This is a genomic window from Streptomyces sp. NPDC049837 (assembly GCF_040674455.1).
Lineage (GTDB): Bacteria > Actinomycetota > Actinomycetes > Streptomycetales > Streptomycetaceae > Streptomyces.
In genome coordinates this window covers 107330-125702 of record NZ_JBFAMP010000017.1, presented here as the reverse complement: position 1 = coordinate 125702, position 18373 = coordinate 107330, and the positions used below count along the sequence as shown (strand labels likewise).

Genomic DNA, 18373 nt, shown 5'->3' with positions numbered 1-18373 from the left:
TCGGCGGGCGTGTGGAAGACGCTGGGCACCCACCCGTTCAAGGCGGGCACCCTCGGCAAGGTCGTCCTCGGTGACGGCCCCGCCTCGACGACCACATCGGTGATCGCCGACGCGGTCCGGCTCACCAAGGGCGGTGTGGTCACCAAGAAGCCGGGCGAGCTGAACACCTGGCACTCCTTCCCGGTGACCAAGACCGTGCAGTCCTGGGTGGACGGCACGAACACCAACCACGGCTTCGTGGTCAAGGCCGGTGACGAGTCGGCCAACGGCCCCAAGGGCGGCCCGCGTTACGAGGGAAGCGAGTTCGGGTACGGCGGTGAGACCGTCAACTACCCCCGGCTGGTGCTGACCTACGGGCGTCCCGGTGTCGACCTCGCGGCCCCGACGACGATCCACGACACGGGCGCGGAGCTGAACTGGTCGGCGTACGCCGATCCTTCGGCCGCCACGTCCGACGACATCGTCGAGTACCAGGTGCACCGCTCCATCAACCAGACGTTCACGCCCTCCTCGGCCACGCTGGTCTCCCCGGTCGCGCCCGGGACGACGGCGTTCACGGACACGACGGCGGTGCCGACGAAGGCCGACGACCCTGATCCGTTCGGCCGGGCGTACTACTACATGATCGCGGTGAAGACCAAGGACGGGCAGGTCACCGCGGCGCCGACGCAGTTGGTCCGGCTGCCGAAGGCCGGGCGGACCACCCGGGTGATCGAAGCCGCGCAGGACACCACCCTCTCCTCGGCCGAGTCCACCACCCCGCACGACACGATCCAGGACGGCGTTCCGCAGAACTGGATCACCGTCGGTAACAATTCGCCGACGTACGGGAAGACCCGCACCCTGCTGAAGTTCCCGTCGCTCGGCATCCCGGCGACGGCCCGGGTGCTGGACGCGAAGGTACGGCTGTGGGGCACCCAGACGACCCAGGACGCCGCCGGCGCGAGCTATGAGCTGCGCGGCCTCACCAGGGACTTCGACGAGGCGACCGCCACGTGGGTGAAGGCCGACGCCGCCACCAACTGGACGACGGCCGGTGGTGACTTCAGCGCGTCCGTCGCCGCGACGACGGGCCAGAAGACCAACGACCCGGCCCGGCACGACTGGAACGTGACCTCCCTGGCCCAGGGCTGGGTGACCACGCCCGCCTCCCAGCGGGGTGTCATCATCAAGATGGCCGACGAGGCCACCGCGCAGGAGCGGACCGTCTTCCTCTCCTCCGAGGGCGCGGAGCAGCGGCTCCGCCCGAAGATCGTGGTCACGTACATCGACTCGACGACCGAGTCGACGTACTACGCGCCGCAGACCCCGGCCCGGATGACCCCGAACACCACCTATACGGTGGACTTCACCCTCACCAACACCACGACCGCGACGTGGAAGGCCGCCGACCGGGTCCTCACCTACAAGTGGGCCCTGCCGGACGGCACCGACGTCACCAACGGCGGCAACCAGATCCACACCGCCCTGCCGAACGACGTGGCGCCCGGTGACTCCGTCACCCTCCAGGCACAGGTCAAGACCCCGATCAACTCCGACTCGGGCAACAAGCGTACGGACTACGTGCTGACCTGGGACGTCTTCAACAAGACGGCCTCGACCTGGGTGTCGGGCACGGACGGCATACCCGGCCTGAAGCAGAACGTGGCGGTGGAGGACCCGACCTCCAACCAGCTCGGCCTGGAGAAGTTCTACTCCTACACGGGCAAGAACACCGGCGCCGGATCGACCGTCATGAACAACCTGGCGGCGGGCAACAGCGTCTGGTCGTACAACGCGTTCTCCAACCCGGGCCGCGGGCTCAGCACCTTCGCCCGCTTCTCGTACAACACCCTGGACACCTCCGACACGGTGCTGGGGCACGGCTGGTCGGGCCAGCTCGCCGGGCCGGTCCGGCTCGGCGCCCGGCTGGAGTTCCACCCCAAGCCGCACCCGACCGAGATCAAGCTCCCGGACGGCGACGGCACCACCCACGTCTTCCGCAAGCAGGACGACGGCACGTGGAAGGCCCCGGCGGGCGTCCACTACAAGGTCGACGCCAAGCAGGGTCTGGACTGCACCCCCGACAAGGACGCGGTCCCGGACGCGTGGACGCTGACCCGCCCGGACGGGACGCGGTTCCTGTTCGGCTGCGACGGCTACCTGACGTCGGTGGTCGACAAGAACGGCAACACCCAGACGTACACGTACGAGGAGCGGAAGTCCGGCGGCAAGCCGGCGAGGTTCCTCAAGTACATCACCGACCCGGCGGGCCGGCAGTCGCTGACGCTGGAGTACTACGCCAAGGGTGAGGCCTCCGCGAAGGTCACCGACCACGTCAAGTCGATGACCGACATCTCGGGGCGCAAGCTCACCTTCGAGTACTCGGACCAGGGTCTGCTGACGAAGCTCACCGACGGCGCGGGCTCGTCCCAGCCGAAGGTGTTCGGCTTCGAGTACGACGCCGTCCAGGGCAACAAGAACGTCAAGCTGGTCAAGGTCACCGACCCGCGCCAGAACTCGACGGGCCTCGCGTACTACTTCCCGAAGGAGGGCGACGACCCGAAGTACCACTGGTGGACGCAGACCATCACCGACCGTCTGCAGGGCACCACGAACTTCTCGTACGCGGTGAACGCCACGAACCCGAAGTTCACCGACGCCAAGGTCACCGACGCCGAGAACCACGTGACGAACTACGTGGCGGACGACTACGGCCGTCCGGTGCGGATCACCAACGCCAAGGCCCAGACCAGCACGATGAGCTGGGACGCGGACAACAACGTCACCTACCTGGAAGAGGCCAACGGCGCCAAGACCGCGTACTGCTACGACCAGAGGACGGGCTTCCCGCTCTGGTCCCGCGACGCCGAGAGCAACAAGTCGGGTGTCCCGGCCCCGAGTGAGTGCGCACCGGGCACCTACCCGGCCAATGCGACGAAGTTCGAGTACAAGCAGCGCCTCGACGGCTTCTCGGCGGACCTGTCGAAGAAGACCTCGCCCGAGGGCCGTGGCTGGCAGTTCGGCTACGACACCTTCGGCAACCTGACCACGGTCACCGATCCCAAGGGCGTCGCGACCCAGACTGCCGGGGATTACACCACGTCGTACGAGTACGACGCCCACGGCCAGCTCACCAAGGCGACCGACCCGAACGGCAACGCGACCACCAACAGCGACTTCGGCCCGACCGGATACCCCAACACGATCACCGACGCGCTGCAGAAGTCGACCTTCTTCGTCTACGACGAGCGCGGTCAGGTCACCCAGGTCACGAACACCCAGGGCAAGAAGACCACGCAGACGTACGACACGTACGGCCGTCCGCTGGTCAACACCGTGCCGAAGGACCAGGCGAAGGGTGAGCTGATCACCTCGCCGGCCCCGGTGTACGACGCCAACAACAACATCACCACGTCGACCTCGCCGAACGGCGCGGTCTCCACCGCGGTGTACGACGCTGCGGACCAGATCATCTCGGCCACCGCGCCCAAGGACACCGACACGCAGCGTCCCCGGACGTCGACGTACACCTACGACAAGGTCGGAAACCTCAAGGCGACCACCGAGCCGAAGGGAACCGACACCACGGCGGATCCCAACGACTACATCACCACCAACCACTACGACGCGATCTACCAGTTGACGTCGGTCGTCAACGCCGCCGGTGACAAGGTGTCGTACGAGTACGACAACGTCGGCAACATGGTCACGCTCATCGACCCGAAGAAGAACGCGACCGCCGACACCACCGACTTCACCTCCAAGACCGCCTACGACCTGAACCACCGGGTCACCGCGGTCACGGACGCGGCGGGCAAGACCAGCTCGACCCGGTACGACAAGGACTCCCTCGCCGTCGCGGCCAAGGACGCCGACGGCAACGAGACCCTGATCACCTACGACGAGCGCGGTCTGAGGACCGAGGTCAAGGTTCCGCACTCCGGTACCTCGCCGGTCACGTACCGGACGACGAAGTTCGAGTACGACCAGGCGGGCAACACCACCCGGGTGATCACCCCGCGTGGTGTGGCGACGGCCAACGCCGACGACTTCGCCATCCGGACCGAGTACGACAAGCTGAACCGCCCGGTGAAGCAGTTCCAGCCGTACGACCCGAACGACAGCCGCCACAACAAGAGCGATGTCTACACCGAGACGGTCTACGACGACCTCGGCCGCGTGGCCAAGACGTCGCTGCCGCCGTCCGAGGGCCAGACGGTACGCAACGACACCACCTACACGTACTACGACAACGGCTGGACCAAGTCGTCCACCGACCCGTGGGACATCGTCACCACGTACGACTACAACGCGCTCGGCCAGCAGACGTCCCGGACGCTGACCTCCGCCGGCGGTTCCTCGTCCCGCACGATGGGCTGGTCGTACTACCCCGACGGAAAGCTGAAGTCCCGTACGGACGACGGTGTGCCGGTGGGCAGCGCGGTGGTGCTGGTCGACAACTCCGACACCCAGCACACGTCGTCGGCCGGGACCTGGACGAAGGGCAGCATCTCCGGCCAGCAGGGCTACGACCACCAGGTCCACGCCGCGGGCGCGGGAACGGGCTCCTTCACCTGGACCCTGAACATCCCGAAGGACGGCAGCTACACCGCCTATGTGAAGTACCCGAGGGTGACCGGGGCGGCCACGACCGCCAAGTACACGGTCACCAAGTCCGACGGCACCACGTCGGACGTCGTCAAGGACCAGAGCGCCGGGGCCGGTACCTGGGTCTCGCTGGGCACCTACACCCTCACCCAGGGCAACAAGGCCAAGCTCCAGCTCTTCCAGAACAGCGGTGGCGCGGTCGTCGCCGACGGGGTCAAGCTCGTCCGCGACAACGCGGGTGACAGCGACGCCGAGAAGCGGACCTTCACCTACGGCTATGACCTGAACGCCAACCTGGTGTCGATCGACGACACCTCGTCGGGCGCGAAGATCGACGCGTACACGATCGCGTACACCGGTCTCAACCAGCCGCAGAAGGTCACCGAGGCGCTCGCGGGTCAGGAGAAGAAGTCCACCTCCTACACCTATGACGCCAACGGGCAGCCGGAGACGGTCACCCACCCGAGCCAGTTCTCCAAGTACACGTACGACCTGCGTGAGCTGGTGAAGACGGTCTCGGTCGGCAAGTCGGCGACCGACACCAGCCCGAAGGTGTCCTCGTACACCTACACCGACCGGGCCCAGCGGCTGAAGGAGACCAAGGCCAACGGCAACACCGTCGACTACACGTACTACCTCGACGGCGCGCTGAAGACCCAGAGCGAGAAGAAGCCCAACGGCACCCTGGTGTCGTCGCACACCTACGCCTACGACGCCAACGGCAACAAGGCGCAGGACGTGGCGAAGAAGATGAACGCCGACAACCACGCGGCGTACCTCGACTCCACCACGGACTACAGCTACGACCCGGCGAACCGGCTCACCAAGTCGGTGAAGACGGGCAACGGCGCGACGACCGAGACGTACGTCCACGACGACAACGCCAACGTCGTCAGCCAGACGGTCAAGGACGTCACGTCGACGTACGAATACGACCGCAACCGGCTGCTGTCCACCACGACCTCCGGGGTCACGGCACAGCACAACTACGACCCGTTCGGCCGCCAGGAGTCCGTCACCAGCGGCGGCAAGGTCATCGAGCGGAGCGTGTACGACGGCTTCGACCACGTGGTGGAGTCCCAGAAGACGGATGACGCCGGTGTGCTGAAGACGACGAAGTACACCTTCGACCCGCTGGACCGCACGTCCTCCAAGACGGCGGACGGCAAGACCACCGACTTCACCTACCTGGGCCTCTCCAGCGAGATCCTGGACGAAGAGGTGGCGGGCAAGCTGACCAAGTCGTACCAGTACAGCCCCTGGGGCGAGCGGCTGTCCCAGATCAAGCACAACACGGACGGGACGACCGAGGACGGCTTCTACGGCTACAACAGCCACACCGACGTCGAGACGCTGACCACCAAGGACGGCGACACCAAGGCGACGTACGGCTACACCGCGTACGGCGGCGACGACAAGAGCGAGTTCACCGGCATCGACAAGCCCGACGCCGCCGACCCGACGAAGGAGGCGTACAACCCGTACCGCTTCAACGCCAAGCGCTGGGACGCCCAGTCCGGTACGTACGACATGGGCTTCCGCGACTACAACCCGGGTCTCAACCGCTTCACCACCCGGGACATGTACAACGGCGCCCTCGCCGACATGGGCCTAGGCACCGACCCCTTCACCGGCAACCGCTACGCCTTCACCGGCGGCAACCCGATCAGCTTCATCGAGCTGGACGGCCACCGGCCGGCCGAGTGCAACGAGTCGGGCTACACCTGCACCATGAACAGCGGGGGTGGCTGGGACGTCTCGATGAGGGAGGCCTCGCCGACGCCGGCGGCGGACTCGACGATGGTCACCGGTGAGGCCTCCTGCGTGGGAGGCGTCGGCCACCTCTCGGACGCCTGCTACCTGCAGGACCGGTCGATGACCGCTGAGCACCAGTGGCTGCAGGGTCTGTCCGGCACCTACGGATCGGGGAAGGACCTCGACGTCTGGAGCAACTGGGACAGTGTCGCCCACGTCTGGGACCTCATCACCGGTAACAAGGAGGCGGACCAGAACAAGCACAAGGCCGATTTCGTCGCGGCCTACTCCGACACGATCAAGGCGGCAGCGGCCCACTACGACATCCCGGCCACGCTGCTGGCGGGTGTCGCCTACAACGAGGTCTCGGGAGACCCGCCGCTCTGGGACGTCGGTGGTGAGACTCTCAGCGGCGACGCGGCGTCCTACGGCAACGTGAGCATGCAGATCCAGCTCGCGGCCGAGATGCTCGGCTACGACCCGGGCAGCATCACGTCGTATCAGCGGACCGAGATCAAGAACTCGCTCCAGGACAACGTCCAGAACATCTTCCTGTCGGCCAGGTATCTGTCCGTGGGTAGAGACAAGATCGCTCCCGGAAAGGGTGCCGGCAGTTTCACCTCGGGCGACCTGAAGAATGTAGGCGCCTGGTACAAGGGAGGGGCCGGCTTCTACGCCACCGACCCCGATTCCCAGGCCTATGGCGGACGGATCGTGAACAACCAGTCCATGCTGTCCGGACTGCTCGGCTGACGGTCTAACCTCGCGGGGTGCGCCGGGCCTCCCGGCGCACCCCGCTCTTCAGCACATCCATGCAGGAAACGGAATGACAGTGACAATCGAGAACCAAAAGGCATTCCTGTGGCTGCGCGCCGCTCTGGCCGCCGGTCTGTACACCGTCGCCGCCATCATGCTGATCCTGAGCCTCACAGCGGTCGGGGTCGAGATGACCCCCACGACCGATCCTGACACGGCGGCCGGCGCGTGGTTCTGCCTCATCCTCTCCACCGTGTTCCTCGCCGCCACGGCGGCGGCGTCCTGGACGTGGAAGACGGCACGGGCGCTGTGTCTGCTGCACCTGGGCATCACGGTCTACGTCTGGACGCAGGTGCCCGCTCCGGTCTGAGCCCTGGACCGCGGACCGCCATGGCCGACCCCCGTTTCCGACGGTGGTCGGCCATGGTCATAGGAGGGCGCGCCAGCGGTCGGCCGACTCCATCATGTCCAGAACGACCCGCTCCAGGAACGTCCCTCCCTTGGCCAGCCGCTGCCCCACGGGGCTGTCGGTCCCGAACGTCTCCGCCACCGCCATCGCGGCCTGCGCCGCCTCCAGCGTCTGGCGGGAGCTGACCAGGATCGAGTGGTACCAGGCGTCGTCGTCGACCACGTAGATGTCGCGCCGCCGCTGCGGGTCGCGCTCGCGCCGGACGTACCCGTGCTGGACCAGGAAGTTCACGGCCACGGAGACGGAGGCCGGGCTGACTTTCAGCCTGCGGGTCAGCTCGGCCGCGGTGCGCCTGCCGTCCTCGGACAGCAACAGGTCGACATGCACGCGCGCCGTCGTCCTCGGCATCCCCGACCTGACCGCCAGCTCGACGATCTCCTCTTCGGCCTTGGTGCCGCCCGGCGCCCCGGCCGCGCGCGGTGGTGCCGGTGTGCCACGCCGCGCACGCCGGACCGTCGCCTGGTGCGCCTGCTGGGGCCGGTAGCCGCCCGGGCCGCCGTTGCGTGCGACCTCCCGGCTGATCGTCGAGGTCGGCCGGTCGAGCCGCCTGGCGATCTCGGCGTACGAGAGCCCGTCGGCGAGTCCGGCCGCGATGCGCTGGCGTTCCTGCTGGGTCAACCGTCCTCCTGGCATGCCGTCAGTATTGCCTTCGCCGCCATTCATTGCAACGCGATATTGCATTAGACAGCAGCGTCATTGCATCAGTTTTCCGCCTCTGACCTGGGAAAATAGATTCAGAGCAATTGACGCAGTTTTGAATGCAACGTAGCTTTCGGGGTGTGTTAAACGCGCACTATCGCGAGATGAGGAATGGTCATGGGTGAATCCGTCCACACCGTCACGACACTGCCGACGGCGCGTCAGCCCGGCTGCCCCTTCGACCCGCCGGCAGAGCTGATCGACGCCCGCCGGCACGGCCCCATCAGCCGCTGCGTCCACCCCGGCGGAAAGCCCGGCTGGCTGATCACCGGGTATGACCTGGTCAGGTCGGTCCTGGCCGACTCGCGGTTCAGCTCCCGCAAGGAGCTGATGAACGTGGGCGACTTCGAGGTTCCTCCGGCGCCGCCCGGCGAGTTCCTCCTCATGGACGACCCCCAGCACCGCCGCTACCGCAAGCCGCTGATGGGCAAGTTCACCGTACGGCGGATGCGCCTGCTCACCGAGCGCGTCGAGCAGATCACCGCCGACTGCCTGGACGCCATGGAGAAGGCCGGGCCCCCGGCGGACCTGGTGACCGCGTTCGCCAAGCCCATCCCCACCATCATCATCTGTGAGCTGCTGGGGGTGCCGTACCAGGACCGGGGCTCCTTCCAGGAGCAGATCGACACGTTCATGGGCGGGGAGACGAGCGACGAGGAGCTGATAGCGGCCTACACCGCGACCCAGGAGTACCTCGCGGAGCTGGTGGCCGCCAAGCGCGCGAACCCCACCGACGACGTGCTCAGCGACCTCACCGACAGCGATCTGACCGACGAGGAGCTGAAGGGCATCAGCCTGATCCTGCTGGCGGCCGGCTTCGACACCACCGCGAACATGCTGGGGCTCGGCACCTTCGCGCTGCTGCGGAACCCGGCCCAACTGGCCGCGCTGCGCGCCGATCCCGCGCTCACCGACGGGGCCGTGGAGGAGCTGCTGCGGTATCTGAGCGTCGCCAAGCAGTTCTGGAGGACGGCCCTGGTGGACGTCGAGCTGGGCGGCCACACCATCGAGGCCGGCACGACGGTCGTCCTGTCGTACAACACCGCCAACCGCGACCCCGAGCGCTTCGCCGACCCCCACACGCTCGATCTCCACAGGCAGGATGGCGGGCACCTGGCCTTCGGCCACGGCGTCCACCAGTGCCTGGGGCAGCAGTTGGCCCGCGTCGAGATGCGGGTCGCCTTCCGCGCGCTGATCGACCGCTTCCCCACGCTGCGCCTGGCCGTACCGGCCGAAGAAGTCGTGCTGCGCCCGGAAACCGCGGACATCTACGGGGTGAAGAGCCTCCCGGTCACCTGGGACGTGTGACCGTGGGGTCTGGGGAGGGGGGTTGACGAGGGGGTCTGACGAGGGGGTCTGACGAGGGGGTTTGAGGAGTACGCACTCCTCGCCACTCTCAACGTATAGCTCACCGGGGGGCTTGCGGCAAGGCCCGGGGGGTGCCGCAGAATCGCTGGCTCAAGGCGAGATCCTGCGGAAATGGGAGATTCACGAAGTGCCTGAAGTACGTACGTTGTTGTCGGCGGACCCTCTGACCACCTCCGCGTTCGACCTTCCGGACCGGCTCTCCCCCAAGGCCGACCCGGCGCTGATCGCCGGTGACGAGCGGCACTTCGCGGCCGTCGCGGAGTGCCTGGAGCAGACGGTCGCCGAACTGTCCGGCCGTCTCGACGACTTGCGCAGGGCACCCGGCGGCCTGGGCCGCGAGGCGATGGACCGGGACGTGGAGATCCACCGGCTGACCGGCCGGCTGCGTGCCCTGCGTCGGTTCGGTCTGGACCTGTGCCTCGGACGCGTCGTCAGCGCGGATGACGCCGAGCCGGTGTACATAGGCCGGCTCGGCCTCACCGACAGCGCGGGGCGCCGGCTGCTGATGGACTGGCGCTCCCCCGCGGCCGAGCCGTTCTTCGCGGCGACCCACGCCAACCCGATGGGGCTGGCGAGCCGCCGCAGGTACCGCTGGACGCGCGGCCGGATCAGCGACTACTGGGACGAGGTGTTCACCGCCGACGGGCTGGAAGGGCACGCCGCGCTCGACGACCAGTCCGCGTTCATCGCCGGCCTGGGCGGCAGCCGGTCGCCCAGGATGCGTGACGTGCTCGCCACCATCCAGGCCGACCAGGACGCCATCATCCGGGCGGGCTCCCGCGGCGCCCTCGTCGTCGACGGCGGCCCGGGCACGGGGAAGACCGTCGTCGCCCTGCACCGCTCCGCCTACCTCCTCTACTCCGACCCCCGCCTCGGCCACCGTCGGGGCGGCGTGCTGTTCGTCGGTCCGCACCAGCCCTACCTGGCCTACGTCGCCGACGTCCTGCCCAGCCTCGGGGAGGAGGGCGTGCGGACCTGCACGCTGCGCGACCTCGTCCCCGAGGGAGCCGGAGCGACGGTCGAGACGGACCCGGACGTGGCCGCCCTGAAGTCGTCCGCGCGCATGGTGCGGGCGATCGAGACGGCCGTCAGGTTCTACGAGGAGCCGCCCGCCGAGGCGATGACGGTCACGACTGACTGGGGCGACATCCGGCTGAGCGCCGACGACTGGGCCGAGGCGTTCCAGGCACCGGGGCCGGGCACTCCGCACAACGAGGCGCGCGACCAGATCTGGGAGGAGCTGGTCACGATCCTGATGGACAAGCACGACGGCGATGTCCCGCCCGACCTGTTCCGGAGGTCACTGCTGCACGACCGGGAACTGGTGCGGACCCTTGACCGGGCGTGGCCGGTGCTCGAAGCGGCCGACCTCGTCGGCGACCTGTGGTCGGTCCCCGCCTACCTGCGGATGTGCGCCCCCTGGCTCGGCCCCGACGACGTCCGCAAGCTGCGACGCGAGGACGCCCAGGCCTGGACGGTGTCCGACCTGCCGCTCCTGGACGCGGCCCGGCAGCGGCTCGGCGACCCGGAGGCGTCACTGCGCAAGCGCCGGCACGAAGCCTCGGTCGCCGCCGAGCGCGCGCGCATGGCGGACGTCATCGACAACGTGCTCGCGGCCGACGACGACGGTGAGGGCGCGGTGACGATGCTGCGCGGGCGGGACCTCCAGGACAGCCTGATCGACGAGTCCGCCCTCCCGGGCGCCGACCCGGAACCTCTCGCCGGCCCGTTCGCGCACATCGTCGTGGACGAGGCGCAGGAACTGACCGACGCGGAGTGGCAGATGCTGCTGCTGCGCTGCCCGTCCCGGAGCTTCACCATCGTCGGGGACCGTGCCCAGGCCCGGCACGGGTTCACGGAGTCGTGGCGGGAACGGCTGGAGCGGGTCGGGCTCGACCGCGTCGACGTGACGTCCCTGAGCATCAACTACCGGACGCCGGAAGAGGTCATGGCGCAAGCCGAGCCGGTCATCCGGGCCGCGCTCCCGGACGCCAACGTGCCGACGTCCGTCCGCAGCAGCGGCATCCCCGTCGTACACGGCTCCGTCTCCGATCTGGACGCGATCCTCGACACCTGGCTCGCCACGCACGCCGACGGCATCGCGTGCGTCATCGGCGATCCCACGTTCCGGGCCACGTCCCGCGTCCGGTCGCTGACTCCGGAGCTGTCGAAGGGGCTCGAATTCGACTTGGTCGTGCTCGTCAACCCGGAGGGGTTCGGCACGGGCATCGAAGGAGCGGTCGACCGCTATGTCGCGATGACCCGGGCGACCCAGCGACTCGTCGTCCTCACGGCGCCCTAGCGCCGGGGCCCGCCGGGGTCAGGGCAGGCTGGCGCCCTGGGAGCGGAGTTCGCGCTGGACCGCGCTCGTCGGGACGTCGTGGGGGCGTTTGCCGTGGGACACGGCGAGGGCCGCGCACACGCCGGCGGCCTGGCCGGTGGCCATCGAGATCGGCATGACGCGGTAGGAGGAGTGGGCCACGTGGTCGCCGGAGATGCAGCGGCCCGCGACCAGGATGCGTTCCGTGTCGCGGGGGAAGAGGCAGCGCAGGGGGATGTCGTAGGACTCGCCCCGTGGGAGCCGTTTGAGTGTGGTGCCACGGCCGCTCGGGTTGTGGATGTCGACCGGGTAGGCGCCGCGGGCGACGGCGTCGTCGAACTTGCGGGCCGTCAGCACGTCCTCGCCGGTGAGCTGGTACTCGCCCATGATCCGGCGCGTTTCGCGGACACCGACCTGGACGCCGCTCTGGACGACGTACGAGTCGGCGAAGCCCGGCACGCGGGCGCGCAGGAAGCGGGCGATCTGTGCCATCTGGCGGTGGGCGGCGAACTCGGCGCGGGTGAGGTCCCACACGCTGGTGCCGAGCACTTCGGTGACGCGGGTGGAGTTGACCGCGACCTCGCCGGTGTTCGGGGTGGCGAAGAAGAGCATGTCCTCACGCGGGAGGTCCAGTTCACCGGCGTCGGTGGCGGCGCGCACCAGGTCCCACAGTCCGTGGACGCCCTTCCACTGGTCGGGGTGGGCACGGGCGTACGCGGCGAATTCGTCGTGGTCGAAGCGGACCATGCGGAACATCAGCGTCATGGGCTGCGTCCAGCCGTCCTCCGGCCGGCCGATCTCGTACGGGGCGCCGGCGGCCGCCGCGACGTCGCCGTCCCCAGTGCAGTCGACGATCACGTCCGCGTCCAGGACGATCGGTCCCGACTTCGTCTCGAACACCGCCCGTGCGCGGTCGGGCAGGAGGAGGACACCGGAGGCGAAGGCGTGCAGCAGGGTGCGGACCTCGTGGGACTCCAGCAGCTCGTACACCACCAGCTTGAACAGCTCCGCGTCGAAGGGCACCGTGTAGCCGGTCTCGACCGAGGGGCGGATCGCCGCTCCCGCGCGCACCAAGTGGTCGAGCAGCACCCGCAGAACGCCTCCGACGACCGGTTCGCCCTCGCCGTGATCGGTGGGCAGCAGGCGCTCGGAGTCGCCGACGACGGCCTGCTTGACCTCGTTGTGGAAGCTCATCAGGGGCATCACCAGCGCGGCGGTGGCGTTGCCGCCGAGGAATCCGTACCGCTCCACGAGGGTGACCTGGGCGCCCGCGTTCGCCGCGCCGAGGGCCGCGCCGATGCCGGCCGGGCCGCCGCCGATCACGAGCACCTGGGTGGAGCCCGCGTGCAGGGCCTGACGCGGGGGCAGCTCCACCGTCCGGGGGACGCGTGGCGGCATCAGATGGGTCACGTTGCCTCCCTGGGGAGCGGTGCCGGCGGTTCAGCCGGCCGCGGACGCGGGCGTCGGTGCGGTGTGGAGCACGAGGGGGCGGGGGGCGGTGCGGTCCAGGTAGGCGAGGAGCCGGTCGGCGGTCTCGCCGGCCCGCAGCCGCATCTCCGCGGTACGGGCGGTCATGTGCGCCACCCGGGCCGGCCGCTCGTCCCACAGGCGGTCCACCTCCGCCAGCAGCAGGCCCGCGGTCTCCCTGACGACGCCGCGCAGGGCGGGCGCGCCGATCTGCTGGGCGAAGTCGAAGACCTTGCCCGCGTAGGGCAGGGGCAGCAGGGGGATCCCGGCGAGCGCGGCGAAGATCAGGAAGTGCAGCCGCATACCGATGGCGAGGTCCAACTGCCGGACGATGTCGAGCATCTGCTGGGGGCGGTAGGTGCCGTGCAGGACCGTGCAGCGATCGGCGTCGGCCATCCGGGACACCACCGCGTGGGCGTGCCGCATGTCGTCGCGTTCCATCGGCAGGAACACGACGTGGGCATCGAGCCGGTGGACGAGGAAGTCGCCCACGTTGGCGAGGAGCTGGTGGTAGCCCTCCTCGTCCAGGTGCTCGGCCGCGCGCCCGGGCTCGCGCACGCTCATCCCGACGAGCCGCACTCCGCGGGGTACGGCTTCGGCCCGCAGCAGTTCGTCGCCGCCGTCGCCGGGCTGGAGGAGGAGCGCCGGGTCGGCGGTGACGGTGATGGGGCGGGTCAGTCCGGCCTCTTCGAGTACGAGTTTCGACTCCTCGTCGCGCACCGTCACCTCGGCCGCCTCCGAGAGGGTCGCGCGGACCCACTCGCAGTCGGCCTCGTCGGTGAGGGGGCCGGCGCCGAGGGCGTAGGTGAAGAGGGGCACGCCGAGGTCCTGGGCGGTCCGGGCGAGCCGCAGGTAGCGGCGTGCCTCGGTGTCGTAGAGGATTCCGCCGCCGCCGAGGACGAGCACGCTCAGGCCCCGGAGGTGCTCGGAGATCCGCTCCCGGCACACGCCTTCCCAGCCGACCACCTCGACGTCCGGATGGGCGGCGCGGCTGTGGTCGGGGTTGCGGGAGAAGACCACGAGGCGGGCGTCCGGGCGGCCGGCCCGGACACGGTCCAGCATGGCGGTGAGGATCGCCTCGTCGCCCACGTTCCGGCCCCCGTAGGAACCGAGCACCCCTACGGACACGCTGCTTCGGTCATCCATGATCGGCCAGCCTCACCCGTTCCACCGCGTTCACGCGCTCCTACACCAGTTCACCGCATGGCGAGATTTACGCATCTCGAAAGCCCGGCCGGCTTCCGGCCTCGTCCAGAAGCGTCCTCGCCAGCGCGCGGGGCCGGGAGAACATCGGCCAGTGGCCGGTCCCCATCCGGACCAGCCGCCAGTGCTCACCGGTCAGCAGCCGGGCCACGTCGGCGCCGGGTTCGGCGGCGTTGAGCTCGCACAGGACGTACGTTCCCGGAAGCTCGGCGAGGGGGCGGGTCAGTACGGCGGGCTCCGTCAGTGTGGCGCCCGGGTGGGGCGTCGAGCGGCGCATGATCCGGTCGATCTGCTCGTCGGTCAGGCCCTGCCCGGCGTAGTGGGAGCGCGGGGGCGGCGGCCAGGAGCCCCCGTACCCGGCGATCATGGCCTCCACTCCTCTGCCTCCGTCCGGCCAGGAGGCGACGCCCGGTCGTCCGTGGACGGGGACCGGGCAGTCGATGAGCACCATCCGGGCCAGCCGGTCGCCGATCCTCCCGGCGGCCTGGGCGACCGGGATGCCCGCGTAGCTGTGTCCGACCAGGACGACGTGGCGAAGACCGAGACGTCCGACCTCGTCGACGACGTCCCGTACGTGGGTCCGCTGCCCCGCGGGGACGTTCCGCTTCTCGGCGAGCCCGGACAGGGTCAGGGCATGGGCTCCGTGGCCGGCCGCACGCAGCTCCGGCACCACCTCGTCCCACGCCCACGCTCCGAGCCAGGCGCCCGGGACCAGTACGAAGTCCACCATCACCGACACCGTAACGGCATCCGGTCAGACGGCCCCGTCGGCGGCGGCCGTGTGCCGGGCGGGGTCCGGCGGGCGGGGGGCGCCGGTCCCGGTGCCGGGCGCGGCGAGGCGCTGGTGGAGCCGGAGGTGGCGGAACTCGTAGTGCGCGCCCGACTGGCGCAGCACGCCCCGGCGGTGCGCGTCGGCGAGGAACCGCATGAGCCGCCACGGCGCCCGTCCCGTCACGGCGAGCCACATCCGGGCGACGCCCATCCGCCCCCAGGCGCTCAGCGCGAGCGCGGAGGTGCCGACGGGCACCCACAGCTCGGTGTGCATGGTGCCCAGGGTGCTGCTCCGGCTGGTCGCCGCGATGACGAGGCAGACCGCGCCGGCGAGTACGGCGGCGATGGCGCTGCGTGCGAGGGTGGCGGCGCGGTCGGTGCGCAGCGTGCTCCGCGGGCTGACGGCCCGGATGGTGTCGGAGGGGGTGTTCAGGGCGCGGTAGACGCCGGAGGCGGCGCCGCCGATGGCGCCGATGAGGGCGCCGAAGGCCACGAGGGGTACCACCGCGTCGCGGATGACGGTCATGACGGGTCGGTGCACGAGCCAGAGCTTGACCCGTTCGGGCAGGGCGACCACCACGTTGTGGGCGTCGACGGGCTTGCCGCGCCAGGTGTCCGGCTTCCCCAGCCAGTCGATCACCCACTGCCCGCTCACCCGGTGGACGCGCACCTCGCCCTTGTACGTCGCGAGGCGGCGGTCCGACGAGATCCGCGCGCCCTTCATCACGGCGAACGGGCTGTCGAGCGCCGTGCGCTCCACCAGCTCGACCTCGTGGGGGCCCGTCGAGCGGACGGACCGGCCGCCACCGCCCGTCTCCTGGACCCGCCAGCCCTCGACCACCTCGCCGTTCACCGGCCGGCGGGCCGAGTGGATGTCGTACGCGGCGAAGGCACCGGTGACGCAGCCGACGACGGCCGAGCCGGTGACGCCGATGAGCGTGCAGGCGACGAAGCCGCGCAGCAGTCCCCGGCGGAAGCCGCGCAGGATACCGGCCGGCCCCATGTAGGGGGCGGCCACCCGTACCCCGTGCGCCAGCGAGGCGACGACCAGCAGCAGCCCGGCGACGAGGCAGGTCCCGGCCGGGACCACCGCGTGGGCGTAGCCGTAGATCGCGAGGCCGGTGAAGACGACCAGGGCGCCCAGCGCGCGGACGGCCGTCGGGCCGCTCGGGCTGCCCGCCCACGGGAGGGCCAATGGGAGGGGGCGGCGGGGCAGACCGGCGACGGCGAACATCATCGACAGGATCAGCCCGAAGCAGCAGCCGTTGAGGAACCAGGTGGGCCGCGGTGTGATCACGGCCCCGAGACGTGAACTGACCAGGGGCGGGACGAGCACGCCCAGGGCCACCGCGACGACCGTGGCGGCGGCGGTCATTCTGAGCGCCATGTGGGCCAACTGGCGTGTGCCCTGGGGGCTTTCGGCCGTGGCGGGCAGCAGCCTGGCGAGCCCGAAGCACAGGCCGGTCAGGAGCCCCGCGAGGTTGAGGACGGCCGACAGCGGGCTGTCCCAGTTGCCGACCACCCCGCGCCCGTACTCGGCCAGCGGCACCAGCAGCGCGGCGGTGGCGAGGAGCGCGAGGACGGCGGGGCCGATCACCCGCAGCGCCGGGGGCAGCACCGCCGGGAGTTCCCACCAGGCGAGCCGCCAGGGGCCGGCGGCCCCGGGGCGGCGGGGCGCCAGGTCGCGGGCGAGGTGGCGGAGCCAGTGGTGGGCCGCGCCCGGGCGCCAGGTGCCGTCCGCGTCGGCGAAGGCGGCCGGCACGAAGGCGTCCAGCAGGTGCTCCTCGATGCGTTCCGCCGTGGGGAAGCGTTCGCGGTCCAGGAGTTCGTACGGGTCACGGGAGGTGTCGCCGTACACCGTGCGCGCCAGCGCGACCATCAGCGGTGAGCCCAGGACGTCGGCCAGCGGTGCGGTGGGCGCGGCGAGGACCCGGGTCCACACGGTGGTGCCGTCGGCGTTCGAACGGGCCGTGGTCTCCAGGTAGTCGCGCGCGGCGGGGAAGTCGAGCCGCCCCAGCCGCAGGACTTCGGCGGCGGTCAGCACGTCGCCGCTGCGGGTGGCGCGGGCCCAGTCGGTGGTGCGGCAGGTGAGGAGGACGGGCAGCCGCTCGTCCAGTTCGCGGTTGAGGCGGCGCAGCGCGTCGCGGTGCGCCGCCTCGGGGAGTTCGTCGAATCCGTCGAGTACGGGCAGGACGAGGCCGGCGTCCAGCAGTTCGCGGGCGAGGGTGCGTTCGCCGCGGACGGCGGCCAGCGGCCGGTACTCGGCGGCCAGGCAGTCGGCCAGCCACCGGCGCAGCGGGACGGAGCCGGGGTCCCAGCTCGCCAGGGGGAAGATGATCGGCACCGGGTCGCCGGGCCGCCGCGAGGTGAGCATCCCCAGGACGAACTGGACGGCGAGGATGCTCTTCCCGGCGCCCGGCTCGCCCAGGACGACCAGCCGGCCGGAGGGGACCGACCGGTACGTCTCGACGATCCGGTCGAGCCGCTGGTCGCCGTCGCGCGGTTCGGGCACCGGCAGGCCGCGCCGGATGTTGCGCGGGTGGTCGGCGAGCGGGGGGCCGACGCGGGTCCAGGGCACGTTCAGCGGCTCGGGGTCCTGGAGCCGGCGCAGCCGGGCCTCGTCCGACCACTGGTCCCGTACCGCTTCGGCGAGGTCGTCGGCGGCCTGCCCCCGCCGGTCGGGATCGGCCTGGGCGGGTGCGGAGTCGCGCAGCAGGTCGGCGGTGAAGGCGCAGAGGGAGACGAAGGCGGAGACGGCGGAGATCCACATCGATGTCACGTCGGCGCCGCCGTCCCGGCGGGAGAGGGCGGCGGCCAGCGCGATCAGGGACGCGGCGACCGCACCCAGTCCGATGCGCCGTTGTACGCGTGTCTCCCGAAGCGGCGCCCACATGATCCGCACCCCCATGTCCCTGTCCGCGGCCCGTCGTCGGAGGTGAACGAGGCCCCGGGCGCCCGCGTACCGATGCCACGGG

General features: G+C 70.2%; 8 protein-coding genes and 2 pseudogenes. 4 read left to right on the top strand and 6 right to left on the bottom strand.

Translation table 11 applies throughout. The features are described from left to right. Nucleotides 1–7098, top strand: a 7098-nt coding sequence (locus AB0J57_RS33150) for a DNRLRE domain-containing protein (protein WP_366132101.1), incomplete at its 5' end; no start/stop codon positions are given. Between the two features lie 73 nt (nt 7099–7171). Continuing rightward, nucleotides 7172–7471, top strand: a complete 300-nt coding sequence (locus AB0J57_RS33145) for a hypothetical protein (protein ID WP_366132100.1) — start codon at nt 7172–7174, stop codon at nt 7469–7471. Nucleotides 7472–7528: 57 nt separating this feature from the next. Here AB0J57_RS33145 and AB0J57_RS33140 read toward each other — a convergent pair. After that, nucleotides 7529–7870, bottom strand: a pseudogene (locus AB0J57_RS33140) (helix-turn-helix domain-containing protein); the annotation flags it as partial. A 186-nt stretch (nt 7871–8056) separates the two neighbouring features. After that, nucleotides 8057–8203, bottom strand: a pseudogene (locus tag AB0J57_RS33135) (helix-turn-helix domain-containing protein); the annotation flags it as partial. A gap of 183 nt (nt 8204–8386) precedes the next feature. Between AB0J57_RS33135 and AB0J57_RS33130 the strand changes: the two are divergent. Together AB0J57_RS33130 and helR are read left to right on the top strand one after the other, a co-directional pair. Then, nucleotides 8387–9577: a cytochrome P450 gene (locus AB0J57_RS33130; RefSeq protein ID WP_366132099.1), complete on the top strand. Its 1191-nt coding sequence runs from the start codon at nt 8387–8389 to the stop codon at nt 9575–9577. Between the two features lie 187 nt (nt 9578–9764). Beyond that, complete coding sequence (helR, locus tag AB0J57_RS33125) at nt 9765–11939, top strand: RNA polymerase recycling motor ATPase HelR (RefSeq protein ID WP_366132098.1); 2175 nt, start codon at nt 9765–9767, stop codon at nt 11937–11939. An 18-nt stretch (nt 11940–11957) separates the two neighbouring features. On the opposite strand, the gene AB0J57_RS33120 is transcribed toward helR, so the two are convergent. The 4 genes from AB0J57_RS33120 to AB0J57_RS33105 form a co-directional block, all read right to left on the bottom strand. Beyond that, the gene (locus AB0J57_RS33120) at nt 11958–13355 is read right to left on the bottom strand and encodes an FAD-dependent oxidoreductase (protein WP_366132106.1); all 1398 of its coding nucleotides are present in this window, start codon (nt 13353–13355) and stop codon (nt 11958–11960) included. A 42-nt stretch (nt 13356–13397) separates the two neighbouring features. Beyond that, entirely contained in the window at nt 13398–14570 is a 1173-nt protein-coding gene (locus AB0J57_RS33115; RefSeq protein ID WP_366132097.1) for a polysaccharide pyruvyl transferase family protein, read from the bottom strand. Nucleotides 14571–14637: 67 nt separating this feature from the next. Beyond that, nucleotides 14638–15357 (bottom strand): alpha/beta fold hydrolase, encoded by a 720-nt coding sequence (locus AB0J57_RS33110; RefSeq protein WP_366132096.1) that lies wholly within the window; start codon nt 15355–15357, stop codon nt 14638–14640. A gap of 24 nt (nt 15358–15381) precedes the next feature. Then, the gene (locus tag AB0J57_RS33105) at nt 15382–18291 is read right to left on the bottom strand and encodes an NACHT domain-containing protein (protein WP_366132095.1); all 2910 of its coding nucleotides are present in this window, start codon (nt 18289–18291) and stop codon (nt 15382–15384) included. Nucleotides 18292–18373 lie beyond the last annotated feature (82 nt).

Excerpts from the sequence above, each read along its gene's own strand:
- AB0J57_RS33115 (WP_366132097.1), bottom strand. The coding sequence starts at position 14,570 with ATGGATGACCGAAGCAGCGTGTCCGTAGGGGTGCTCGGTTCCTACGGG.
- AB0J57_RS33110 (WP_366132096.1), bottom strand. The coding sequence starts at position 15,357 with ATGGTGGACTTCGTACTGGTCCCGGGCGCCTGGCTCGGAGCGTGGGCG.
- AB0J57_RS33120 (WP_366132106.1), bottom strand. The coding sequence starts at position 13,355 with ATGCCGCCACGCGTCCCCCGGACGGTGGAGCTGCCCCCGCGTCAGGCC.
- AB0J57_RS33130 (WP_366132099.1), top strand. The coding sequence starts at position 8,387 with ATGGGTGAATCCGTCCACACCGTCACGACACTGCCGACGGCGCGTCAG.
- AB0J57_RS33105 (WP_366132095.1), bottom strand. The coding sequence starts at position 18,291 with ATGTGGGCGCCGCTTCGGGAGACACGCGTACAACGGCGCATCGGACTG.
- AB0J57_RS33145 (WP_366132100.1), top strand. The coding sequence starts at position 7,172 with ATGACAGTGACAATCGAGAACCAAAAGGCATTCCTGTGGCTGCGCGCC.